Annotated in this window: 21 protein-coding genes and 1 riboswitch; of the genes, 11 read left to right on the forward strand and 10 right to left on the reverse strand. The window is 70.6% G+C overall.

Going from position 1 to position 23,506, the window contains the following annotated elements; all coding sequences use genetic code 11:
* Nucleotides 1–44 precede the first annotated feature (44 nt).
* The 3 genes from AB0F18_RS25215 to def all read left to right on the forward strand — a co-directional run bounded on the left by AB0F18_RS25215 (nt 45) and on the right by def (nt 3,072).
* Complete coding sequence (locus AB0F18_RS25215; RefSeq protein ID WP_362064421.1) at nt 45–1,277, forward strand: HD domain-containing protein; 1,233 nt, start codon at nt 45–47, stop codon at nt 1,275–1,277.
* Nucleotides 1,278–1,382: 105 nt separating this feature from the next.
* Nucleotides 1,383–2,378 (forward strand): hypothetical protein, encoded by a 996-nt coding sequence (locus tag AB0F18_RS25220; protein WP_362064366.1) that lies wholly within the window; start codon nt 1,383–1,385, stop codon nt 2,376–2,378.
* Between the two features lie 58 nt (nt 2,379–2,436).
* Nucleotides 2,437–3,072, forward strand: coding sequence for a peptide deformylase (gene def / locus AB0F18_RS25225; RefSeq protein ID WP_362064368.1), 636 nt, complete (start codon nt 2,437–2,439; stop codon nt 3,070–3,072).
* Between the two features lie 253 nt (nt 3,073–3,325).
* Here the strand turns inward: def and AB0F18_RS25230 are convergent, their stop codons facing one another.
* The 3 genes from AB0F18_RS25230 to AB0F18_RS25240 form a co-directional block, all read right to left on the reverse strand.
* Nucleotides 3,326–4,342 (reverse strand): ribonucleotide-diphosphate reductase subunit beta, encoded by a 1,017-nt coding sequence (locus AB0F18_RS25230; protein WP_362064370.1) that lies wholly within the window; start codon nt 4,340–4,342, stop codon nt 3,326–3,328.
* Nucleotides 4,342–6,732: a ribonucleoside-diphosphate reductase subunit alpha gene (locus AB0F18_RS25235; protein WP_362064372.1), complete on the reverse strand. Its 2,391-nt coding sequence runs from the start codon at nt 6,730–6,732 to the stop codon at nt 4,342–4,344. The genes AB0F18_RS25230 and AB0F18_RS25235 overlap by 1 nt, the downstream gene beginning before the upstream one ends.
* Before the next feature lie 147 nt (nt 6,733–6,879).
* A riboswitch (cobalamin riboswitch) is annotated at nt 6,880–7,011 on the reverse strand.
* Between the two features lie 58 nt (nt 7,012–7,069).
* Entirely contained in the window at nt 7,070–7,567 is a 498-nt protein-coding gene (locus AB0F18_RS25240; RefSeq protein ID WP_362064374.1) for a GNAT family N-acetyltransferase, read from the reverse strand.
* A 78-nt stretch (nt 7,568–7,645) separates the two neighbouring features.
* Here AB0F18_RS25240 and AB0F18_RS25245 point away from each other — a divergent pair, with 78 nt between their 5' ends.
* Entirely contained in the window at nt 7,646–8,230 is a 585-nt protein-coding gene (locus tag AB0F18_RS25245) for a Uma2 family endonuclease (protein WP_362064376.1), read from the forward strand.
* Between the two features lie 56 nt (nt 8,231–8,286).
* Here the strand turns inward: AB0F18_RS25245 and AB0F18_RS25250 are convergent, their stop codons facing one another.
* The 3 genes from AB0F18_RS25250 to AB0F18_RS25260 form a co-directional block, all read right to left on the reverse strand.
* The gene (locus AB0F18_RS25250; RefSeq protein ID WP_362064378.1) at nt 8,287–8,487 is read right to left on the reverse strand and encodes a YbdD/YjiX family protein; all 201 of its coding nucleotides are present in this window, start codon (nt 8,485–8,487) and stop codon (nt 8,287–8,289) included.
* The gene (locus AB0F18_RS25255) at nt 8,484–10,685 is read right to left on the reverse strand and encodes a carbon starvation CstA family protein (protein WP_362064380.1); all 2,202 of its coding nucleotides are present in this window, start codon (nt 10,683–10,685) and stop codon (nt 8,484–8,486) included. The genes AB0F18_RS25250 and AB0F18_RS25255 overlap by 4 nt, the downstream gene beginning before the upstream one ends.
* Before the next feature lie 129 nt (nt 10,686–10,814).
* On the reverse strand, nt 10,815–11,579 hold the full coding sequence (locus tag AB0F18_RS25260; RefSeq protein ID WP_362064382.1) for a GntR family transcriptional regulator: 765 nt from the start codon (nt 11,577–11,579) through the stop codon (nt 10,815–10,817).
* Nucleotides 11,580–11,873: 294 nt separating this feature from the next.
* Here AB0F18_RS25260 and AB0F18_RS25265 point away from each other — a divergent pair, with 294 nt between their 5' ends.
* The 4 genes from AB0F18_RS25265 to AB0F18_RS25280 all read left to right on the forward strand — a co-directional run bounded on the left by AB0F18_RS25265 (nt 11,874) and on the right by AB0F18_RS25280 (nt 16,692).
* Nucleotides 11,874–13,157, forward strand: a complete 1,284-nt coding sequence (locus AB0F18_RS25265; RefSeq protein WP_362064384.1) for an extracellular solute-binding protein — start codon at nt 11,874–11,876, stop codon at nt 13,155–13,157.
* A 129-nt stretch (nt 13,158–13,286) separates the two neighbouring features.
* On the forward strand, nt 13,287–14,306 hold the full coding sequence (locus AB0F18_RS25270; protein WP_362064386.1) for a sugar ABC transporter permease: 1,020 nt from the start codon (nt 13,287–13,289) through the stop codon (nt 14,304–14,306).
* A gap of 35 nt (nt 14,307–14,341) precedes the next feature.
* Entirely contained in the window at nt 14,342–15,178 is an 837-nt protein-coding gene (locus tag AB0F18_RS25275; protein WP_362064423.1) for a carbohydrate ABC transporter permease, read from the forward strand.
* 5 nt (nt 15,179–15,183) lie between these two features.
* Nucleotides 15,184–16,692, forward strand: coding sequence for a glycoside hydrolase family 3 protein (locus AB0F18_RS25280; RefSeq protein ID WP_362064387.1), 1,509 nt, complete (start codon nt 15,184–15,186; stop codon nt 16,690–16,692).
* Between the two features lie 64 nt (nt 16,693–16,756).
* Here the strand turns inward: AB0F18_RS25280 and nagB are convergent, their stop codons facing one another.
* Nucleotides 16,757–17,542 (reverse strand): glucosamine-6-phosphate deaminase, encoded by a 786-nt coding sequence (gene nagB / locus AB0F18_RS25285; protein WP_362064388.1) that lies wholly within the window; start codon nt 17,540–17,542, stop codon nt 16,757–16,759.
* Nucleotides 17,543–17,755: 213 nt separating this feature from the next.
* Between nagB and AB0F18_RS25290 the strand changes: the two genes are divergently transcribed.
* Together AB0F18_RS25290 and AB0F18_RS25295 are read left to right on the forward strand one after the other, a co-directional pair.
* Complete coding sequence (locus AB0F18_RS25290; protein WP_362064389.1) at nt 17,756–18,349, forward strand: TetR/AcrR family transcriptional regulator; 594 nt, start codon at nt 17,756–17,758, stop codon at nt 18,347–18,349.
* Between the two features lie 413 nt (nt 18,350–18,762).
* The gene (locus AB0F18_RS25295) at nt 18,763–20,232 is read left to right on the forward strand and encodes a PAS domain-containing sensor histidine kinase (RefSeq protein WP_362064391.1); all 1,470 of its coding nucleotides are present in this window, start codon (nt 18,763–18,765) and stop codon (nt 20,230–20,232) included.
* Nucleotides 20,233–20,388: 156 nt separating this feature from the next.
* Here AB0F18_RS25295 and AB0F18_RS25300 read toward each other — a convergent pair whose 3' ends face one another.
* The gene (locus AB0F18_RS25300; RefSeq protein WP_003953983.1) at nt 20,389–20,646 is read right to left on the reverse strand and encodes a WhiB family transcriptional regulator; all 258 of its coding nucleotides are present in this window, start codon (nt 20,644–20,646) and stop codon (nt 20,389–20,391) included.
* A 319-nt stretch (nt 20,647–20,965) separates the two neighbouring features.
* A complete protein-coding gene (locus AB0F18_RS25305; protein ID WP_362064393.1) occupies nt 20,966–21,931 on the reverse strand; it encodes a diacylglycerol kinase family protein in 966 nt (321 codons plus the stop codon).
* Between the two features lie 85 nt (nt 21,932–22,016).
* Here AB0F18_RS25305 and AB0F18_RS25310 point away from each other — a divergent pair, with 85 nt between their 5' ends.
* Nucleotides 22,017–22,487: a hypothetical protein gene (locus AB0F18_RS25310; protein ID WP_362064395.1), complete on the forward strand. Its 471-nt coding sequence runs from the start codon at nt 22,017–22,019 to the stop codon at nt 22,485–22,487.
* 30 nt (nt 22,488–22,517) lie between these two features.
* Here AB0F18_RS25310 and AB0F18_RS25315 read toward each other — a convergent pair whose 3' ends face one another.
* Nucleotides 22,518–23,504: an RNA polymerase sigma factor SigF gene (locus tag AB0F18_RS25315; protein WP_362064425.1), complete on the reverse strand. Its 987-nt coding sequence runs from the start codon at nt 23,502–23,504 to the stop codon at nt 22,518–22,520.
* Between the last annotated feature and the right edge of the window lie 2 nt (nt 23,505–23,506).

Here is a 23,506-nt window from a genome sequence, read left to right on the forward strand (position 1 = left end):
GGACCGGGCGGGGACGGCCGGTGAGGGCGCTCGCCGGGTGGGCCGTGCGCGGGACCGCCGCCGCGCTCACCGCGGCCGGGCTGGGCCACACCCTGTGGACCGGGGTGACCGAACCCGGCACCGCCCTCGCCTTCGCCACCCTCGTCACCGTCGGCGAACTCGCCCGCCGCGACCATCCCGCCGAGGACCGCCGCCCCGCACCCCTCGGCTCCGCCGGAGCCCTCGCCTACGCCCTGCTCGGGCAGGACGCCGGGCACCCCACCCACCACGGGGTGCTCCAGATCGTCGCCGTCGTCGTCGCGGCCGCCCTCGCCGGGAGCGTCCCGCACATCGCCCGCGGCCACGGCCCCGCCCTGGACCACGTGGCCCGCCGGGTCCTGGCCGTCGCCTTCGCCGCCGCCTGCTTCCAGCCCCTCCACGGCTCCGGCCGCCTGGAACACGGGGTCGGGCAGGGCCCGTACCTCGTCCTGTTCCTGCTGCTCCTGCTGGGCCTCACCGCCCTGTGCGACGCCGTGCTCGCCGCCGCGCTGGCCGGAGCCCGCACCGGGTGGCCGTACGGGCCGCTGCTGCGCGACGAACTGCGCGCGCAGCTCGGGATCGGCCCCGCCATCTGCGCCACCGGGGCCGTGATGGCGCTCGGCGTGGCCGTGGCGGGCCTGTGGGCCCTGCCGGTCTTCAGCGTCCCGCTGCTGCTGACCCAGCTGTCCTTCCACCGGATCGCCGCCGTCCGCACCACCTACCGCCAGACCATCACCTCCCTGGCCCGGGCCACCGAGATCGCCGGCTGCACCGCCCCCGGCCACTCCCGCCGGGTCGCCGCCCTCAGCTGCGCCGTCGGCCGGGAGCTCGGGCTCTCGGAGCGGGAGCTCACGGTGCTGGAGTACGCGGCCCTGATGCACGACATCGGCCAGCTCTCGCTCGTCGACCCCGTCCCCGACGGGGCCACCGCCGAGCTGCCCCCGGACGAGGCCCGCCGGATCGCCGGGCTCGGCGGCGAGGTGGCGCGGCAGACCGGGGTCCCGGCGGAGGTCGCGGTGATCGTGGAGCGGCAGGCCGACCCGTACCGGGAGCAGCCCGTCGCCGCCCGGATCGTGCGCGCGGTGAACGCGTACGACGACCTGGCCGGGGCGAGCCGTCACCCGGGTGGCTCACTGGCCGCCCTGGAACGGCTGCGCCTGGGCACCGGGCACGACTACCAGCCGGAGGTCGTGGAGTCCCTGGCGAGGGTTCTGGCCAGGGGCGGACGCGGCAGAGTCGTTCCCGTCCCGCCGGGGTAACCCATGGGTAATGAGCGGTCGTCCGAGCGGGCATGGTTGGATGCAGTAAGGGGTGTCCGTGAGGGTGTCCGCAAGGCTGAACCATTGGAGCGGCAGGCGGGAATCGTGAGGATCTTCGGGAAGGTACGGCATCGGCCCTCCGCCTCGTGGCGGCAGGCCACCGACCGCGCGTTCACGCTGATCGGCGACGGTCGGTACGAGGACGCGGGTGCGCTCCTGACCAGAGCGGCGGACCTGGAGCCCTGGCTGTCCGAGTCCTGGTTCAACCTGGCCCTTCTCCACAAGTTCCGGCACGACTGGGAGCAGGCGCGGGCCGCCGGCCTGCGCGCCGTCGCCCTGCTGGACCGCGAGACCGGCGCCCCCGACTGGTGGAACGTCGGCATCGCCGCGACCGCGCTGCAGGACTGGCCGCTGGCCCGCCGGGCCTGGCAGGCGTACGGGCTGAAGGTGCCCGGCGACCCGCACAGCACGGCCGGGACGGGCGAACCGGTGGGCATGGAGCTCGGCAGCGCGGCCGTGCGGCTGTCGCCCGAGGGCGAGGCCGAGGTCGTATGGGGCCGCAGGCTCGATCCGGCCCGGATGGAGGTCCTGTCCATTCCGCTGCCCTCCTCGGGACGGCGCTGGGGCGAGGTCGTCCTGCACGACGGGGTGCCCCACGGGGAGCGGGTCACCGCGGCCGGCCCCTCGTACCCCGTCTTCGACGAGATCGAGCTGTGGGCGCCCTCCCCGGTACCGACCTGGGTGGTGCTGCTGGAGGCCGCCACCGAGGACGACCGCGACGCCCTGGAGCAGCTGGCCTCCGACGCGGGCTTCGCCGCCGAGGACTGGTCCTCCTCGGTACGGCTGCTGTGCCGGACCTGTTCGGAGAGCACGATGCCCAGCGGCGAGGGCAACGGCGACCACCTCGACCCGCACGACCACAGCGAGCCCGGCCACCCCGGCCCGCTGGGCCACCGCACGGCCGGCTCCGGTTCGCTGTGGGTGCCCGAGCGCGAATGCGGCATCGCCGCCCCGGCCGGTCTGGTGCGCGGGCTGCTCGACGGCTGGGTCGCGGACAGCCCCGACAGCAGGGAGTGGCGGGATCTCGAAGAAGTCTGCTGACCCCGGGCCGTAGGCTGTACGGGCACACCACGGACTTGAGGGAAGGCGTACGGCGGACATGGCGCAGCAGGAGAACCAGGTGACCCCGATCGACGACGAGGGCTACGTCGTGGACACCGAGGACTGTGAGGCGCGCGAGCTCGCCCACCGCGAACGCGGTACGTCCCGCCCGATCACGGTGGTCGGCAACCCGGTGCTGCACCGCGAGTGCAAGGACGTCACCGAGTTCGGTGACGAGCTGGCGCAGCTGATCGACGACATGTTCGCCAGCCAGAAGACCGCCGAGGGCGTGGGCCTGGCCGCCAACCAGATCGGCGTGGACGCCAAGGTCTTCGTCTACGACTGCCCCGACGACGACGGTGTGCGCCACACCGGTGTCGTGGTCAACCCCAAGCTCGTCGAGCTGCCGGCCGCCGCCCGCGTGCTGGACGACTCCAACGAGGGCTGCCTCTCGGTCCCCACCGCGTACGCCTCCCTGGCCCGCCCGGACTACGCCGAGGTCACCGGCCAGGACGCGCAGGGCAACCCGATCAAGGTCCGCGGTACCGGCTACTTCGCGCGCTGCCTCCAGCACGAGACCGACCACCTGTACGGCTACCTGTACATCGACCGCCTCTCGAAGCGCGACCGCAAGGACGCGCTGCGCCAGATGGCGGAGAACGCCCCGCGCTACGAGATCGTCCCGAACGACTGATCCCGCGACCGGTCCCGGTCGCGGCCGCGCGCCGCACCTGTACGAAGGCCCCGCTCCGGAAGCGTTCCGGAGCGGGGCCTTCGCCTGTGGGGGGTCTGCGCGTGGGTCGCGCGCTGTGGCGTACCCGGATCACACCACCGCCGGTGTGCGGCGGCCAGGCACACCCGCCCCGAATGTCAAGTCATGGGCGATTACCGGCCGTTGGCGTCTCTCCCGCCACCGCGCGCGTCGCGCACGGGAGGAGGGGCGAGGACTAGAAGTCCTCGTCCAGGTCGACGGTGCCCTCGACGGCCACCTGGTACGCCGACGGGCGGCGCTCGAAGAAGTTCGTCAGCTCCTGGACGCCCTGGAGCTCCATGAACGAGAACGGGTTCTGCGAGCCGTACACCGGCGGGAAGCCGAGGCGCACCAGACGCTGGTCGGCGACGCACTCCAGGTACTCGCGCATCGAGTCGGTGTTCATGCCCGGCAGGCCGTCACCGCACAGGTCGCGGCCGAACTGCAGCTCCGCCTCCACGGCCTCCTTCAGCATGTCGGTGACCTGCTGCTGGAGGGCGTCGTCGAACAGCTCCGGCTCCTCCTTGCGGACCGTGTCCACGACCTCGAACGCGAAGTTCATGTGCATGGTCTCGTCGCGGAACACCCAGTTGGTGCCGGTGGCCAGACCGTGCAGCAGGCCGCGCGAGCGGAACCAGTACACGTACGCGAACGCGCCGTAGAAGAACAGGCCCTCGATGCACGCGGCGAAGCAGATCAGGTTCAGCAGGAAGCGGCGCCGGTCGGCGGCCGTCTCCAGCCGTTCGATCTTCTCGACCGAGTCCATCCACTTGAAGCAGAACTGCGCCTTCTCGCGGATGGAGGGGATCTCCTCGACCGCGTCGAAGGCGGCCGCGCGGTCGTCCGGGTCGGGCAGGTAGGTGTCGAGCAGCGTCAGGTAGAACTGGACGTGCACGGCCTCCTCGAACAGCTGGCGCGACAGGTACAGGCGCGCCTCCGGGGAGTTGATGTGCTTGTAGAGCGTCAGCACCAGGTTGTTCGAGACGATCGAGTCGCCCGTCGCGAAGAACGCGACCAGACGGCCGATCATGTGCTGCTCGGCCGGCGTCAGCTTCGCGAGGTCGGCGACGTCCGAGTGGAGGTCGACCTCCTCCACCGTCCAGGTGTTCTTGATCGCGTCCCGGTAGCGCTCGTAGAAGTCCGGGTAGCGCATCGGACGGAGCGTGAGCTCGAAGCCCGGGTCGAGGAGGTTCTTCTTGTCGGTGGAGCTCATTACTGGCAGGCCTCGCAGGACTCGGGGTTCTCAAGGGAGCAGGCCAGCGCCTCGGCGTCCAGGGCCTGCGGCAGCTGGGTGGGGGTGGCGGCAGCCGGGACGGCGGTGCCGGAGGCCGCGCGGGCGATCTTCGTCGCCGGGCGCGAGCGCAGGTAGTACGTGGTCTTCAGGCCCTGCTTCCAGGCGTACGCGTACATCGAGCTGAGCTTGCCGATGGTGGGCGTCTCCAGGAACAGGTTCAGCGACTGGCTCTGGTCCAGGTACGGCGTACGGGCCGCCGCCATGTCGATCAGGCCGCGCTGCGGGATCTCCCACGCCGTGCGGTACAGCTCGCGGACCTCCGCCGGGATCCAGCCGAAGCCCTGCACGGAGCCCGAGGACTCGCGCAGCGCCTCACGGGTCTGCGCGTCCCACACGCCCAGCTTCTTGAGGTCCTCCACCAGGTAGGCGTTGACCTGGAGGAACTCGCCGCTGAGGGTCTCGCGCTTGAAGAGGTTGGAGACCTGCGGCTCGATGCACTCGTACACGCCCGCGATCGAGGCGATCGTCGCCGTCGGGGCGATCGCGAGGAGCAGGGAGTTGCGCATGCCGGACTGCGCGATCCGGGCGCGCAGGGCGTCCCAGCGCTCGGGCCAGTGGCGCTCGGTCTCGTAGTGGTCGGGGTGCAGCACGCCCTGCGCGGTACGGGTCTGCTCCCAGGCGGGCAGCGGGCCGCTGCGCTCGGCGAGGTCGCAGGAGGCCTCGTACGCGGCCAGCATGATGCGCTCGGCGATCTTCGTCGACAGGGCCTTCGCCCCGGCGGAGTCGAAGGGCAGGCGCAGCTTGAAGAAGACGTCCTGGAGGCCCATCGCGCCCAGGCCCACCGGACGCCACTTGGCGTTGGAGCGGCCGGCCTGCTCGGTCGGGTAGAAGTTGATGTCCACGACGCGGTCGAGGAAGGTCACGGCCGTGCGGACGGTCTCGTCCAGGCGCTCCCAGTCCATCTCGCCGTCGACGACGAAGGCGCCGAGGTTGACGGAGCCGAGGTTGCAGACGGCGGTCTCGCCGTCGTTGGTGACCTCGATGATCTCGGTGCAGAGGTTGGAGGAGTGGACCACCGTGCCGGGCAGCGCGGTCTGGTTCGCGGTCCGGTTGGAGGCGTCCTTGAACGTCATCCAGCCCTGGCCGGTCTGCGCGAGGGTGCGCATCATGCGGCCGTACAGGTCACGGGCCGGCATGGTCTTCTTGGCCAGCCCGGAGGCCTCGGCCTTGACGTAGGCGGCGTCGAACTCGGCGCCGTACAGGTCCACCAGCTCGGGCACGTCGGCCGGGGAGAACAGCGACCACTCGGCGTCGGCGTTCACGCGGCGCATGAACTCGTCCGGGATCCAGTGGGCGAGGTTGAGGTTGTGCGTACGGCGCTGGTCCTCGCCGGTGTTGTCGCGGAGCTCCAGGAACTCCTCGATGTCGGCGTGCCAGGTCTCCAGGTAGACGGCGGCGGCACCCTTGCGGCGGCCGCCCTGGTTCACAGCGGCCACGGAGGCGTCGAGGGTCTTCAGGAACGGCACGATGCCGTTGGAGTGGCCGTTGGTGCCGCGGATCAGCGAACCGCGGGCGCGGATGCGCGAGTACGACAGGCCGATGCCGCCGGCGTGCTTCGAGAGGCGGGCGACCTGGTGGTAGCGGTCGTAGATGGAGTCCAGCTCGTCCAGCGGGGAGTCCAGCAGGTAGCAGGAGGACATCTGCGGGTGCCGCGTACCCGAGTTGAACAGGGTCGGCGACGACGGCAGGTAGTCGAGCCGGCTCATCAGGCTGTACAGCGAGGCCACTTCCTCGACGGCGCGGACGCTGTCGTCCTCGGCCAGGCCGCAGGCCACGCGCAGCATGAAGTACTGCGGGGTCTCGATCACCTGGCGGGTGATCGGGTGGCGCAGCAGGTAGCGGCTGTGCAGGGTGCGCAGGCCGAAGAAGCCGAAGCGGTCGTCCGCACCCTCGGCGAGCGCGTGCTCGACCAGCGCGTTCAGGCGGGCGGCGTGGGCGGCGACGAACTCGGCGGTGCGGTCGGCGATCAGGCCCTCGCGGTGGCCGACGGCGACGGACTCGGCGAAGGAGGTCGCGCCCTGGCCGGCGGCCTCGTCGGCCACGGCCAGCGTCAGCAGGCGGGCGGCCAGACGGGAGTAGGCCGGGTCCTCGGAGATCAGGCCGGCCGCGGCCTCGGTGGCGAGCCCGCGCAGCTCGGCCTCGTCGGCGGAGGCGCTGCGGCCGCGCAGCGCGGCGGCGGCGACCCGTCCGGGGTCGGTGTCGGGGAGGTCGGCCGTGAGCTCGGTGAGGGTGCGCAGCAGCGCGGCGCCGGGGCCCTCTGCTTCGGGGTGGTCGGACTCTGCGCGCGGGGCGGCGGGCGCGATGGTCACGGGGGAGCTCTCCCTCACTCGGCCCGGTCATCGGCGGAGCGGGGCGCGAGCGGGCGCATGCGGGCGCGCGCACAAGCGCGTTCGGCACCACATGGCGTCCACCGGCCCAACCGCGAGGCCCGGACGAATCGACACCCCGGTTCGGTCGATCCGGGGGGCACTGCCGGCAGGTCCTCGGACTCGCGGATACGCGGGTGGGCGTACGTCACACCGTTGCGGGACAGTTCCGGATTCCCACCGGATTCCCCTGCGGCGGCAGCAGGCATGAGCATACATGTGGGGGCGACCCGATGCGGTAGCCCCCACATGTTGTGTCGGGTGCATGCGGAGCGTGTCGTTACAGCTCCAGTCGGTATGTGAGCAGGGTGAGTTCCGGGATGGGCGACCAGTCCCGTTCGGGCGTACGGACGAACCCGAGCCGCTCGTAGATCCGCTGGGCTCCGCGCATGGCCGGCTGGGTGGACAGCACCAGCGCCGTGACCCCCTCCAGGGCCCGGGCCCGTTCGGCGCAGACCCGTACGAGGGCCTCCCCGACGCCCTGCCCGCGGGCCTCGGCGGCCACCGCGAGCATCCGGAACTCGGCCTCGTGCGGGCCGGCGACGTCCGCGAGCCGGCTTCCGGGCGGGGCGAACGTCACCCCGCCGAGCACCTCCCCGTCGCGCACGGCGACGAGCACCTCCCCGTCGCCGGCCCGGCCGGCGACGTCGCGCAGGACGTTGAGGTAGTGGTCGTCCTCGTTCTGGTCGAGCAGCCCGTCCCCGGTGTAGGCCTGCCCGGTGATCTCGCCGAGCCGCGCGTACTCGTCTTCCCTCGCCGTTCTGATCTCGAAGTCCATGCGGTCGAGTGTGCGCCACGGGTGTCGGTGCCCGGCGCTATCGTCGGAAGCAGCACCGTCGAGGAAGGCGAGCGAGGCATGACCGTCATGACCGAACGTCCCCACATGACGACCGAAGTGTTCGAGCACCTGGCCCGTATGGCGGCCCGCGAGGAGGAGGGGCTGCGACTGGAGTTCATTGGTGGGGTGCTGAGGAGCAAGGCCATGCCGGACGGGGACCACGGGCGGATCATCGTGTGGCTGGCGCGGATCTGTATGCAGCGCCACCCGGATTTCTGGCTGCACCAAGGGCAGGGGATCAAGGCGGAACGGTACCGGGAGGGCCGCGCCATTCCGGACGGGGTACTGGCGCACGAGGACGCGTTCGTCGGGCAGAGTGACTGGGGGGATCCGGGCGCGATCCTGATGGCCGTCGAGTTGACCTCCTGGGACTCCGACACGGAGCGGCGCGACCGGATCGAGAAGCCGCGCGCTTATGCGGAGACCGGTATCCCCGTCTACCTGCTCATCGACCGGCTCAAGTGTCAGGTTCTCGTCTACAGCGACCCGGATGGCGACCGGTACGAGACCGTACGTACCGTTCCCTTCGGCAAGGACGTCACGCTCCCCGACCCTGTCGGCATCACCCTCCAGACCGAGCGCCTCAAGGACTGGGTGCGCTGACCCCGCGTACGCGGATGGGCCCCGCCGGATGACCAGCGGGGCCCATCAGTAACCCTTCAGCAGCAGCGGAAGCCCTCGCGCGGGTCCGCCTCGCGGGCGTCCGTGCGGGCGCGTTCGAAGGCGCGGCGGGTCATGACCTCGGCATCGGGGTCGTGGGAGCGGGCGTGGGCGACGTAGCGGTCGTACGCGGCCTCGCCGGAGAACTCCCGTACGTAGTACCGCGCCTTGGCCAGCGCCCCCCGGACCGCGCCGCTCACGCGACCGGGTCCTTCACGCGGCCGCCGCCCCCGTCGAGGCCGGCCGCCGCGAGCTCGGCCTTCTCCTCGGCCGTGGCGATCAGCCCCGCCGGAGCGATGATCTTCGACTCGGTCCACGGCACCTCGGAAAGGCGGACCGACGCGGGGTCGGACACGGCCTTGAAGCAGGTCCGGGCCGCGTCCAGCAGCACGATGATGATCAGGGCCGCGAAGAGGGCCGACAGGACGCCGTCCACCGTGGCGTTGGTGACCACGGTGTGCATCTCGTCCATGGTCTTGGCGGGCGGCAGCACCTTCCCGGCGTCGATGCCCGTCTGGTACTTGTCGCGCTGTGCGAAGAAGCCGATCTTCACGTCGTCCGAGAAGACCTTCTGGTAGCTCGCGGTGAGGGTGACGGCCACGTCCCAGGCCAGCGGAACGGCCGTGACCCAGGCCCACTTGAGCCGGCCCGACTTGACCAGCAGCGTGGTGCACACGGCCAGCGCGACCGCCGCGAGCAGCTGGTTCGCGATGCCGAACAGCGGGAACAGCTGGTTGATGCCGCCCAGCGGGTCCTTGACGCCGACCCACAGGAAGTAGCCCCAGCCGCCGACGACGACGGCGCTGGCCACCCACACGCCCGGCTTCCAGCTGACGTCCTTGAAGGACTTGTGCACGTTGCCCAGGGTGTCCTGGAGCATGAACCGGCCCACCCGGGTGCCCGCGTCCACCGTCGTCAGGATGAACAGGGCCTCGAACATGATGGCGAAGTGGTACCAGAACGCCTTCATCCCGGCCCCGCCGACCACGGCGGAGAAGATCTCCGACATTCCGAGCGCGAACGTCGGCGCGCCGCCCGTACGGGACAGCAGGGTGGTCTCCTCGACGTCCTTGGCGGCCTGCGCGAGGGCTTCGGGGGAGATGGCGAAGCCGAGGTGCCCGACCGCCGCCGAAGCGGACTGGACGGTGGTGCCGATGACCCCGGCGGGGGAGTTCACGCCGAAGAACAGGCCGGGCTCGATGATGCTCGCCGCTATCACGGCCATGACGGCGACGAAGGACTCGGTGAGCATGGCGCCGTAGCCGATGACGCGGACCTGGGTCTCCTTCTGGATCATCTTCGGGGTGGTGCCCGAGGAGACCAGGGAGTGGAAGCCGGACAGGGCCCCGCACGCGATGGTGATGAAGACGAAGGGGAACATCGATCCGGCGAAGACCGGCCCGTCGCCGCGGGTGGCGAAGTCGGTCACCGAGGGCATCTTCAGCGTCGGCATGGCGACGACCACGCCGACGGCCATCAGCCCGATCGTGCCGACCTTCATGAAGGTGGACAGGTAGTCGCGGGGGGCGAGCAGCAGCCACACCGGGAGCACGGAGGCGAAGAAGCCGTACCCGATCATCCAGAGGACCAGGGTCTCCTTCTCCAGGGTGAAGAACTCCGCCCAGGAGGACTCGGCGACCCAGCCGCCCGCCACGATCGCCAGGAGCAGCAGCGCGACGCCGACGACGGAGACCTCGGTGACCCGCCCGGGCCGCAGCCAGCGCAGGTAGACGCCCATGAAGAGGGCGATCGGGATGGTCATGCCGATGGAGAAGACGCCCCAGGGGGAGTGCCCCAGCGCGTTGACGATGACCAGGCCGAGCACCGCCAGCAGGATGATCATGATGGTGAACACGGCGAGCAGGGCGGCGGCCCCGCCGATCGGGCCTATCTCGTCCCGGGCCATCTGGCCGAGCGAACGCCCGTCGCGCCGGGTGGAGAAGAACAGCGTCACCATGTCCTGGACGGCGCCGGCGAAGATGACGCCCGCGACGATCCAGATCGTGCCCGGCAGGTAGCCCATCTGGGCGGCGAGCACCGGGCCGACGAGCGGGCCGGCGCCGGCGACGGCGGCGAAGTGGTGGCCGAAGAGGACGCGCCGGTCGGTGGGGTGGAAGTCGACACCGTTGTCGAGGCGTTCGGCGGGGGTGGCCCGCGTCTTGTCCAGCTTCAGCACGCGGTTCGCGATGAACCGGGAGTAGAAGCGGTAGCCGATGGCGTACGAGCCCAGCGCGGCGGCGAGCAGCCAGGCGGCCGAGATCTCCTCACCGCGAGAGAGCGCGAGCACGCCCCAGCCGATGGCCCCGACGAGGGCCACGAGCACCCATACGGCGATCGACTGCGGGGTGGCCCTGGCCGTCGGTGTCCGTTGTGTTCCTGTTGCTCCCGGTTCCGACATGATCCTCGTCCCCTCGTTGATCATCTGCGTAAGCGCACGGAATATACGGGGGGTTACCGGTGGACGTAAGCCCCCGTCCGTATAGCGGTACGAGCGTCCACCGGGGCCGGAAGGGTCGTCAACCGTTGATCACACAGCAGGTCGCTGGAGGCGGGCAACGAACTTATAACGGTCGCCGCGATATACCGATCGCACCCATTCGACCGGTTCTCCGTCGGCGTCCAGCGAGTGCCGCGAGAGCATCAGCATGGGCAGGCCCACGTCGGTGCCGAGCAGGCCGGCCTCGCGCGGGGTGGCCAGGGAGGTCTCGATGGTCTCCTCGGCCTCCGCGAGCCGGACGTCGTACACCTCGGCGAGGGCCGTGTAGAGGGAGGTGTACTTGACCAGTGAACGGCGCAGCGCGGGGAAGCGCTTGGCCGACAGGTGCGTGGTCTCGATGGCCATGGGCTCACCGCTGGCCAGGCGTAGCCGCTCGATGCGCAGCACCCGCCCGCCGGTGGCGATCTTGAGCAGTCCGGCGAGGGTGTCGTCGGCGGTCACGTAGCCGATGTCGAGGAGCTGGGAGGTGGGCTCCAGGCCCTGGGCGCGCATGTCCTCGGTGTAGGAGGAGAGTTGCAGCGGCTGGGAGACCTTGGGCTTGGCGACGAAGGTGCCCTTGCCCTGGATGCGCTCCAGCCGGCCCTCGACCACGAGCTCCTGCAGGGCCTGCCGGACGGTGGTCCGGGAGGTGTCGAACTCGGCGGCGAGCGTCCGCTCCGGCGGCACGGGGGTGCCGGGGGGGAGGGTTTCGGTCATGTCGAGCAAGTGCCGCTTGAGTCGGTAGTACTTGGGTACACGCGCCGTCCGAGTGGCTGGCCCGCCCTCCGGTTCCGTGGTCGCCCCTTCGGTGGACATCGCCGCCCGCCTTCCCGACTCCAGTTTCGCTGCCGTCACCGGCTCCTCCGATATGTGCGGTCACATGGTGACACGGGTGGGAGGGCAGGCCTCCTCCCTCCCCCAGGTGTCGGTCCGGTAACGGACCGAGCACCCGCTCATTAGACCCTTGACACCCCTAAAGGTCTAGGCCAAGCTCCCGGTACTGGTCTAAACCAATATGGATCAGATCCCGGCCCCACGGGCAGTACTTGGTACGTACGTCACCGCGGCGGGCGAGGGAAGGTGCAAAGCAGCATCCCTGAGGAGGGTGGCGTGAAGCGCAAGCTCATTGCGGCGGTCGGTGTTGTGGGCATGATGGCCGGTGTCGCGGCGTGCGGCAACGGCGGCGACGACAAGCCGAAGTCCGACGCGGGTGGCGCAAAGGAGATCACCGTCTGGGTGATGGACGGATCCGCACCGAAGGCCTGGATCGAGCAGGTCAACAAGGAGTTCTCGGCCAAGCACCCCGGTGTGACGGTGAAGGTCGAGGAGCAGAAGTGGACCGGCATCCAGGAGAAGGTCACCACCGCCCTCTCCGAGAACACCCCGCCGGACGTCCTGGAGCTCGGCAACACCCAGACCGCCGGTTACGCGGTCACCGGCGGCCTCGCCGACCTCACGAAGGACAAGGCCCAGCTCGGCGCCGACGCCTGGCAGAAGAGCATGCTCGCCTCCGCCGAGGTCGACGGCAAGCTCTACTCCGCCCCCTGGTACGCCGCCAACCGCGTCGTCGTCTACGACAAGAAGGCCTACGAGAAGGCCGGCGTCACCCCGCCGAAGACCCGCGACGAGTGGATCGCCGGCCTGGAGAAGCTGAAGGCGTCCGACCCCTCCGCCCAGCCGATCTACCTGCCCGGCCAGAGCTGGTACATCCTCGCCGGCTTCATCTGGGACGAGGGCGGCGACCTCGCCGTCAAGGACGGCGGCAAGTGGAAGGGCCAGCTCTCCACCCCGCAGGCCGCCGCCGCGATGGACTTCTACAAGAAGCTCCAGTCCTACTCCACGGCCCCCAAGGACAAGGACGAGGCCACCCCGCAGCAGTCCACCGACATCATCCCCAAGGGCGGCATCTCCTCCTGGATCGGCCTCGGCTGGGAGGCCGGCGGTGCTGAGAAGGCCCTGAAGGACGCGGGCAAGGAAGCCGACTTCGGCTACTTCCCGATCCCGGGCAAGACGGCCGACAAGTCCGGCACCGTCTTCCTCGGCGGCTCCAACCTCGCCGTCGCCGAGCGCTCCAAGAACAAGGAGCTCGCCAAGGAGTGGCTGGCCCTCGCCACCGGCAAGGACCAGATGACCAAGTACGCCGCCGAGGTCAAGGGCGCGCTGCTGCCCAACCAGGTCGGCGCCAACTTCACCCCGGCCGCCGGCTCCTTCGCCGAGGCCATGGCCAAGGCCGGCCTCAACGGCAAGATCACCCCGGTGACCGCGGGCTGGGCGAACGTCGAGACCGAGCCGAACCCGATCAAGGAGTTCATGACCAAGGTCCTGAAGGGTGAGGACGCGGCCAAGGCGGGCGCGGACGCGGACAAGGAAATCGCGAACCGCATCACCAAGTAACGGCCCCACCCGGCAGTACCCGCACAGCCCAGCAGTGTGAACGCACCGGGGGGCGCGGCGGGCGGCCAGCCGCCCCTGCGCCCCCGGTCGCGCATTTGACTCCACAGTCAACCGCGAGGAAGCCAAGCCATGACCGTGCACTCCCAGGGAGCGACGACCAGCGCTCCACAGGACGCACCACACAAGTCCGCCGGACGGCCGAAGGTGCCCGCCACCGCAGCCGGCCCCCGTCCCGCGCCTCCTCGCGGGGGCAGAAAACAGCTCCCCTCGGGGTGGCTGCCCTACCTGCTGGTCCTGCCGGCCGCGGCCAGCATCGCCCTCCTGCTGCTGTACCCGCTGATCAAGAACGTGATCCTGTCCTTCCAGGACATCAACAAGATCGAGTTCATCCAGCGGAAGTACCCCTTCGCGGGCTTCGACAACTACACCCAGCTGCTCGGCGACTCGAACTTCTGGACCGTCGTCGTCCGCAGCTTCCTCTTCACCTTCGCCAACGTCGCGCTGATCATGGTGATCGGCAGCCTCATCGGCATCCTGCTCAACCGCCTCGGCAAGTGGATGCGCCTGGTCCTGTCGATGGCGCTGGTCATGGCCTGGGCCATGCCCGTCGTCGCCTCCGTCCAGGTCTTCTCCTGGCTGTTCGACGAGCAGTTCGGCGTCATGAACTGGGTCATGCGCACGATCGGCTTCTCCGGCTACGAACAGCACAACTGGTTCGAGACCGGCCTGTCCACCATGACGATCATCACGCTCCTGGTGGTCTGGGGCTCCATCCCCTTCGTCGCCCTCAACATGTACGCCGGCCTCACCACGGTCGGCGCCGAACTCTACGAGGCCGCCCGCATGGACGGCGCCAACGGCTGGCAGACCTTCTGGAAGGTCGTCTTCCCCAACCTGAAGCCGTTCTTCCTCGTCACCACCTTCCTTGAGGTGATCTGGGTCTTCAAGGCCTTCACCCAGGTCTACGCGATGAACAAGGGCGGCCCGGACCGCGGCTCCGAGATCCTCCCGGTCTTCGCCTACGTCGAGGGCCAGAGCCAGGCCCACTACGGCCTCGCCGCCGCGATCTCCGTCCTGACGATCCTGATCCTGCTGGTCGTCATGTCCTTCTACTTCCGCCTGATCCTGAAGCAGGAGGAGGAGCAGTGAGCACCACCACCGCCCCGGACAAGCCCGCCCAGCAGCTGCGCACCCGCAAGCCGCTGCGCCCCGCGACCGTCGCCAAGAACCTCGGCGCGCTGCTGCTGGCCCTGGTCTTCGTCTTCCCGGTCTACTGGATGTTCTCCTCGGCCCTCAAGCCGAACAGCGAGATCCTCACCAAGGACCCGGTCTTCGTCTTCACCCCGACGCTGGAGAACTTCTCCAAGGCCACCGGCGTCGACAACTTCTGGACCTACGTCACCAACAGCCTCGTCGTCACCGTCGGCGCCGTCCTGCTGGCCCTGCTGGTCGCCCTCGCCGCGAGCTTCGCGATCGCCCGCATGAAGTTCAAGGGCCGCAAGGGCCTCGTCCTCGGCGTGATGATGGCCCAGATGGCCCCCTGGGAGGTCATGGTCATCGCGATGTACCTGATCGCCCGCGACGCCGAGATGCTGAACAGCATCGGCCTGCTCACCGCGATCTACTTCGTGATGGTCCTCCCCTTCACCATCTGGACCCTCCGCGGCTTCATCGCCGCCGTCCCGGTGACCCTGGAGGAGGCCGCCCAGATCGACGGCTGCACCCGCGGCCAGGCCTTCCGCAAGGTGATCTTCCCGCTGCTGGCCCCCGGCCTGATGTCCACCTCGCTCTTCGGCTTCATCACCGCCTGGAACGAGTTCGCGATGGTCCTGATCCTCAACAAGGACAAGACCGCCCAGACCCTGCCGCTGTGGCTGACCCAGTTCAAGACCGCCTTCGGCAACGACTGGGGCGCCACCATGGCCGCGTCCTCGATCTTCGCGATCCCCGTCCTGGTGATCTTCATCTTCCTCCAGCGCAAGGCCGTCGGCGGCATGACCTCCGGCGCCGTGAAGGGATAACGGCCATGACGATCCTTGCGCACCACACCGATACGTTGACCCGCGACGCCCTCGCGGTCCTCCAGCCCGGCTTCGAGGGCACCACCGCCCCCTCCTGGCTGCTGCGCCAGGTCGGCCAGGGCCTCACCGCCGTCGGCCTCTTCGGCCGCAACATCGTCTCGGCGGAGCAGCTCGCCGCGCTCACCGCGCAGCTGCGCCGCGAGCGGGACGACCTCCTCGTCGCCATCGACGAGGAGGGCGGCGACGTCACCCGCCTGGAGGTCCGCGGCGGTTCCTCCTTCCCCGGCAACCTGGCCCTCGGCGCCGTCGACGACACCGACCTGACCCGCGAGGTCGCCCGCGAGCTGGGCCGCCGCCTCGCCGAGTGCGGGGTCAACCTCAACTGGGCCCCGTCCGCCGACGTCAACTCCAACCCCGACAACCCGGTCATCGGCGTCCGCTCCTTCGGCTCCGACACCCGCCTCGCCGCCCGGCACACCGCCGCGTACGTCGAGGGCCTCCAGGCCGCCGGAGTCGCAGCCTGCACCAAGCACTTCCCGGGCCACGGCGACACCAACGTCGACTCCCACCACGCGCTGCCCCGCATCGACGTGGACCTGGACACCCTCCAGGCCCGCGAGCTGGTCCCGTTCAGGGCGGCCATGGAGGCCGGCACCAAGGCCGTCATGAGCGCCCACATCCTCGTGCCCGCCCTCGACCCGACCCGCCCCGCCACCCTCAGCCCGCAGATCCTCACCGGCCTGCTGCGCAAGGAGCTGGGCTACGAGGGCCTCATCGTCACCGACGGCATGGAGATGAACGCCATCGCCGGGACGTACGGCATCGAGCGCGGCTCGGTCCTGGCCATCGCGGCCGGCGCCGACGCCATCTGCGTCGGCGGCGGCCTCGCCGACGAGGCGACCGTGCTGGGCCTGCGGGACGCCCTGGTCGACGCCGTACGCGAGGGCGTGCTTCCCGAGGAGCGGCTCGCCGACGCCGCCGAGCGGGTGCGCGCCCTCGCCGGATGGGCCCTCCCCCAGACTCCGTCCGGGGGGACCCCCAGGGCCAGGACGGACGCGCAGCCGGAGGGGAGCCGCGCGTCCGGCGTCGGCCTGGAGGCGGCCCGCCGCGCGCTGGTCGTGACGGGCACCCCGGTCCCCGTGGCCGCCCCGTACGTCGCCACGCTCGCACCCGTCGCGAACATCGCGGTCGGCGACGAGACCCCCTGGGGGGTGGCCGCGGAGCTGGCCTCCCTGGTCCCGGGGACCGTCTCGGGCGTCTACCCGGAGGGTTCGGCCGCCGGGGACGTACTGGCGGCCGCGGGGGACCGCACGGTCGTCGCGGTGGTCCGCGACGCGCACCGGCACCCGTGGATGACCGAGGCGCTGGACGCCCTGGTCGCCGCGCGGCCGGACACCGTGGTCGTGGAGATGGGCGTACCGCGCGCCGAGCCGCGCGGGGCGCTGTACGTCGCCACGCACGGCGCCTCCCGCGTCTGCGGGCGGGCCGCGGCCGAGGTCATCGCCGGCGTCTAGTCCGCCGGGTACGGGAAAGGGCCGGGCCCCCGAGGAGGGGGGCCCGGCCCTTTCGCGCTTGCTGCTACAGGCCCTGCCAGGAGGGCTTCTCGGCGTAGGTGTGGCGGAAGTAGTCGGCCAGCTTCAGCTTGGAGGCGGCCGCCTCGTCCACGACGACGGTCGCGTGCCGGTGCAGCTGGAGCGCGGAGGCCGGGACCAGCGCGGACAGCGGGCCCTCGACGGTCTGGGCGACCGCCTCGGCCTTGCCCTCGCCGGTGGCCAGCAGGACCAGGTGGCGGGCGTCGAGGATGGTGCCGATGCCCTGGGTGATGACGTGGTGCGGCACCTGGTCGATGTCGTCCTCGAAGAAGCGCGCGTTGTCCACGCGGGTCTGCTCCGTCAGCGTCTTGATGCGGGTGCGGGAGGCCAGCGAGGAGCAGGGCTCGTTGAAGCCGATGTGCCCGTCGGTGCCGATCCCCAGCAGCTGGAGGTCCACCCCGCCGGCGTCGGCGAGGGCCTGGTCGTACGCCTCGCAGGCCGCCTGGACGTCGGCGGCGGAGCCGTCGGGGCCCATGAAGGAGTCCTCGGTCAGGCCCAGGGGCTCGACGACCTCGCGGAGCACGACCGCGCGGTAGGACTCGGGGTGCCCGGCCGGCAGGCCGACGTACTCGTCGAGCTGGCAGACCCGGGCCCGGGAGGCGTCGACCTCGCCGGCCCTGACCTTGGCGGCGAGGGCCTCGTAGATGGGCAGCGGGGTAGAGCCGGTCGCCACGCCCAGCAGGGCGTCGGGCTTGCGGCGGACCAGGGCGGCCATGGCCTCCGCGATGAGCTCGCCGCCTGCCTTGGCGTCCTTGACGATGACAACTTCCACGCGGGGCCTGCCGATCTGAGTGGGAGGAGGTGGGCTTGTGGTATAGACCAATCTAGCAGAACGTACCCCCCGGATGGCGGTACTCCGCCCCCCTTCCATGCTGGTCCCGTCCGCCGCCGTCCGCCCGGTGTGGGGGAGAGGGTGCAGCGTGCGCGCGGGCCGCCGGACCGGGCCCGCCATCAGATTCCCTAACGACCGCTATAGAATCGCCGCATGGTGACAGGACAGCGCGGCAGGCCCCGCTCCTTCGACCGGGACGCCGCCCTCGACAAGGCGATGCTGACCTTCTGGGAGCACGGCTACGAAGCCACGTCCATCTCCGACCTGACCCGCACCCTGGGGATCAGCGCGCCCAGCCTCTACGCGGCCTTCGGTGACAAGCGCACGCTCTTCGACGAGGCGGTGGCGGTCTACGGCGGCCGGTACGGGGACTTCGCGGGCGTCGCCCTGGCCGAGGAGCCCACCGCCGAGGCGGCCGTGGAACGCGTCCTGCGCGAGGCGGCCGAGATCTACACCGACCCCGGCCACCCGCCGGGCTGCATGGTGATCACCGCGGCCGCCAACACCACCGCGCGGGACGTGGCCGAGGACCTGCGCGAGCGCCGCAACGTCAGCCTGCGCCTGTTCGAGCGCCGGATCAGGGCCGACGTCGCGTGCGGGCTGCTGCCCGCCGGCACGGACGCCCGGGCGCTGGCCCGCTTCGTCGGGGCGGTGCTCCAGGGGATGAGCCAGCAGTCCTGTGACGGGGCGACCCGCGAGGAGCTGGAGGCGGTGGCCGAGCTGGCGATGCTGGCCTGGCCCGCATAGGAAAGCCCGGGGGCCGCGCAGGAAAGGCCGGGGAAAGACAAAAGCCCGGGGGCGGGGGCCACCGGGCGGAATTCCTCTGGGCCACGGTGCAGGACGGGACCCTCAGCCCGTCCGGCACCGTAGCCCGGAGTACTTACGGCCGTCAGGTGTGCGGTTCCCGGCGGCCGGTTGGAGGCGCCTTTGCGGTCAGGGCAGAACGCGCGGACACCTCGATCCGTCCTCCTGTGCGGGGAGGGCGGAAGCTTAAGGCAATTGTGGACTAGACCAATCTGTCCTGTCCATCCAAAGCGCGGACCTACTGGCCCGTCACTTCCTCCAACAGTACGCGGAGTGTGCCCCTCCTGGATACTCCCGAGTACCCGTCGTGGGGAAAGTCATCCTCGTACCCGGGGTACGCTCGCAAGGTGCCCTCCATGAACGATCTCGTACGCCAGCACACCGCTCTCGGTGAAACCGACCTGGAGTGGCTCCACCTGCTGGTCTCGGAGTGGCAGCTGCTCTCCGACCTCTCCTTCGCGGACCTCGTCCTCTGGGTGCCCACCCTCGACGGCACCCGCTACGTCTCCGTCGCGCAGATGCGGCCGAACACCGGCCCCACCTCGTACCAGGACGACATGGTCGGCCACCTCGTGCCGCGTGGCCGCCGCCCGCTGCTCGACGCCGCCCTCGACGAGGGCCGCATCGTCCGCGAGGGTGACCCGGAGTGGCGCGAGGAGGTGCCGGTCCGCGTCGAGTCGATCCCCGTCCGCCGCGAGGGCCGGGTCCTGGGCGTGATCGCGCGCAACACCAACCTGCTCACTGTGCGTACACCGAGCCGGCTGGAGCTGACCTATCTCCAGTCCGCCTCCGACCTCGCGCAGATGATCGCCGCGGGCTCCTTCCCGTTCCCCGGCCAGCAGGTCGACATGGACGCCTCCCCGCGCGCCGGCGACGGGCTCATGCGCCTCGACGCCGACGGCGTGGTGACGTACGCGTCCCCCAACGCGCTCTCCGCCTACCACCGCCTCGGCCTCGCCGCCGACCTGGTCGGCCAGCACCTGGGCACCACCACCGCCGAACTCGCCCCCACCCGGGGTCCGGTGGACGAGGCGATCGTCAAGCTCGCCAGCGGCTGGGCCCCGCGCGAGACCGAAGTCGAGGGCAACGGCGGGGTCATCCAGCTCCGCGCGATCCCGCTCAAGCCGAAGGGGACCCGCATCGGCTCCCTGGTGCTGTGCCGGGACGTCACCGAACTGCGCCGTCGCGAACGTGAACTGATCACCAAGGACGCCACCATCCGGGAGATCCACCACCGGGTGAAGAACAACCTCCAGACGGTGGCCGCACTGCTGCGCCTCCAGGCCCGCCGGATGGATTCCGAGAGCGGGCGCGAGGCGCTCAACGAGGCGGTGCGGCGCGTCGGTTCGATCGCGATCGTGCACGAGACCCTGTCCCAGAACCTCGACGAGCGGGTCGAGTTCGACGAGATCGCCGACCGCGTGATCGCGATGGTCGCCGAGATCTCGCCCGGGAAGGTGGCGTGCCGGCGCATCGGACGCTTCGGGATCCTGGACGCGGAGGTGGCCACTCCGCTGTCGATGGTGCTGACCGAGGTCCTCCAGAACGCCCTGGAGCACGCCTTCACCCAGGGGGAGGGCGGCACCGTGGAGGTCACCGCCGCCCGCAGCGGATCGGGCCGCGCCGACGGCCGGCTGCTGATCACGATCCTCGACGACGGCTCCGGCCTGCCCGAGGGCTTCGACCCGCAGAAGGCCGGCAACCTCGGGCTGCAGATCGTACGGACCCTCGTGGAGGGCGAGCTCGGCGGCACCTTCGACATGGTCCGCGCCGAGCCGCGCGGCACCAAGGTCGTCCTCGACGTCCCGGTCAGCCCGCAGAAGTAGCCGACGACGCCGAAGGCCCCGTCACTGAGGGTGACGGGGCCGTTCGGGGGAAAGCACTGAGCCCCGGACCGAAGGGTGATGGTCCGGGGCTCAAGAGCACGTTGCTGAGCGCTATACGGGTACTACGCGCTGCGCGTCGAGGCTCGAAAGTCGATATCAGGCGCTGGCGTTGCGCGCCCGGTTGCGAGCGGCGCGGCGCTTCATGGCGCGGCGCTCGTCCTCGCTCAGACCGCCCCAGACACCGGAGTCCTGGCCGGACTCAAGCGCCCACTGCAGGCACTGCTCCATGACGGGGCAACGGCGGCAGACGGCCTTGGCTTCCTCGATCTGCAGCAGCGCAGGACCGGTGTTGCCGATGGGGAAGAAGAGCTCGGGGTCTTCCTCGCGGCAAACGGCGTTGTGACGCCAGTCCATGGCTGCTCCATCTCCTTGTATTGCGAACAGGTTGCTTGTGAATGTGAACGCTTTCACGAATCCCCCCGTGAGGGAAGGGCCGACGCCCAGTTGCCTGGTGCGGTCCAAGATTCGTGGTGGGGTTCTGGCGCTCTGTGTGGGTGCCGGGTTGTGCGGGCTGTCCCGATCGCCATGTAGAGATTCGCAAACCTCGGACGGGGATACAACCCCTTCCGGAAAGTTTTTTTGGATTCGTCGGTGTCGACTAGGTCACAGCCCTAGTTCCTAGGGGTGGACCGGCGTGTAAACGTTCGACTGAAAGGACTTTGGGCTCTTCTACTCACACAATCACACGCAGTGCACGGCGAACGCCTGTGAACCGAACGCTGGTGCGCACCCCGAGGTGATCGCCGTCCATCTGGAAAGGGAGCGGAACCTTCGAATGCAAGGTGAAGTCGGTCAGATCGTGCAGAGACACCGCATGCTTGCCGTGCGGACCGCGCTCAGGAGTCGAGGTCAGGAGCTGTGTCGCGTACCGCGCGACCGCCGGAGTTGACAAACGGTCCAGCGCCAATACGTCAAGCGCAGTATCGAACGACGCCTCCGGAGAGGCGTACAGAGGGCGATTTCCCAAGTACGTCCACGGAGAGGTGTTGCAGACTATCGACAGCACCAGATCCGTCACCGGATCCGCGCCCGGCTGCTCCAGCGTGATCGTGCCGTGCCGGCGGTTGGGCTCCTCCCAGAACTGCCGCATCAGCTGTCGTACATACAGGGCGTGGGTCGAACGCTTGCCGCGCTCCCGCTGCTGCTCGACCCGCCCCACCACACCCGCGTCGAAACCGAAGCCCGCGCAGAACGTGAACCAGCGCGCCGGAACCCCCTCGTCCTCCGTCCCCGGAGTCCCCTCGGCCAGCCCCAGGCCCACCGTCCGCTCGCGCTGCTCGCGCAGCGCGTCCAGCAGGGCACCGGTCGCCTCGACCGAATCGTTCGGCAGACCGAGCGCACGGGCGAAGACGTTCGTGGAACCGCCCGGCACCACCGCCAGCCGCGGCAGGTTCTCCGGATCCGGGCCGTTGTGGAGGAGTCCGTTGACCACCTCGTTGACGGTGCCGTCGCCGCCCAGCGCCACCACCAGGTCCAGCCCCTCGTGCGCGGCCTTGCGCCCCAGGTCACGGGCGTGCCCCCGGTACTCCGTGGTCACCGCCTCCAGCTTCATCTCGCTGGCCAGGGCATGGGTCAGGACGTCGCGCGTGCGCGCACTGGTGGTCGTCGCTGCTGGGTTGGCCACGAGAAGTGCACGCATGGTCGTCAGACTACCCACCCCTCCCCACACGTCCTCTACCGACCGTCCCCGTCCGGTCCGGGGCCCCCGCGGCTACCCTGCTGGAGTGAGCAAGAAGCCGAGCCCCCGCACCCCCGCCGCGTCCCCCGCGGGTTCCGCCGCCGCAGCCGCCGAGCCCGCGACGCTGCCCCGCCGGCTGACCGCCGCCGCCGCGCTGACCGCGCTGGAGGGCCTCGCCCTCGCCGGGCTCGGCGTCTACATGCTGTTCGTCGGCATCGCCGGCCACCCCGACTCGCCGCAGCAGGCCGAGACCGGCGGCGTGACCCTGCTCGCCCTCGCCGCGCTCCCGCTGATCGCGGCACGCGGGCTGCGCCTGGGCCGCCGCTGGAGCCGCGGCCCGGCGCTGATCACCCAGCTGATGGCCCTCCCGGTCGCCTGGACCCTGTGGACCACCGGCGGCGCCATGACCATCGCCGCCGTCGCCCTGGCCCTGGCGGCCGTGGCGGTCGCCGCGCTCCTGGTGAACCCGACGGCGACCGAGGCACTGGGCATCGGACCCGGCGACCAGGCCCGATAACCCTTCAGCACGCCTCCACCGCTCCTGAGCTCACTCCTCCACGAGGAGCTTGTCGCGCAGCTGGGCCAGCGTGCGCGCCAGCAGCCGCGAGACGTGCATCTGCGAGATGCCCACCTCCTGGGCGATCTGCGACTGGGTCATGTTCCCGAAGAAACGCAGCAGCAGGATCCGCTTCTCCCGCGGCGGCAGCCCCTCCAGCAGCGGCTTGAGCGACTCTCGGTACTCGACGCCCTCCAGCGCCTCGTCCTCCGAGCCCAGGGTGTCCGCCACCGCCGGCGACTCGTCGTCCGTGTCCGGCACGTCGAGCGACAGCGTGCTGTAGGCATTGGCCGATTCCAGCCCCTCCAGCACCTCCTCCTCGGAGATCCCCAGCCGCTCGGCCAGCTCGTGCACCGTGGGGGAGCGGCCGTGCTGCTGGGACAGCTCCGCGGTCGCCGTCGTCAGCGAGAGCCGCAGCTCCTGCAGCCGCCGCGGCACCCGCACCGCCCAGCCCTTGTCACGGAAGTGCCGCTTGATCTCGCCGACCACGGTGGGGGTGGCGTACGTGGAGAACTCCACCCCCCGGTCCGGGTCGAACCGGTCCACCGACTTGATCAGGCCGATGGTGGCGACCTGCGTCAGGTCATCGAGCGGCTCGCCGCGGTTGCGGAACCGCCGCGCCAGGTGCTCGACCAGCGGCAGGTGCATCCGCACCAGCCGGTTGCGCAGCTCCGCCCGTTCCGGTGACCCCTCGGGCAGCTCGCGCAGCTCGAAGAACAGGGCCCGCGCACCGCTGCGGTCCCGCGGATCCGGCAGCGCCACCTGCGCCTCGTCCGGCACCTCCGGGGCCGGGGCCTCCGGTGGCTGTGGTTGGTCGTGCTGGTTCTCGCTCATAGGGCCCGCCCGTCGCTCCGCCGAGTCCAAAAAGCCGTCTTCCGCATCCGCGTCAGCCGGGTGCGGCCGGGCGTGGTGCTGCTCCGGGATGCCGCCGTCGACCTCGTGCCGTACCCGGGGCCGATCCCCGCCCCGCACCGGGATCT

The organism is Streptomyces sp. NPDC029216, assembly GCF_040648015.1.
Taxonomy (GTDB): Bacteria; Actinomycetota; Actinomycetes; order Streptomycetales; family Streptomycetaceae; genus Streptomyces.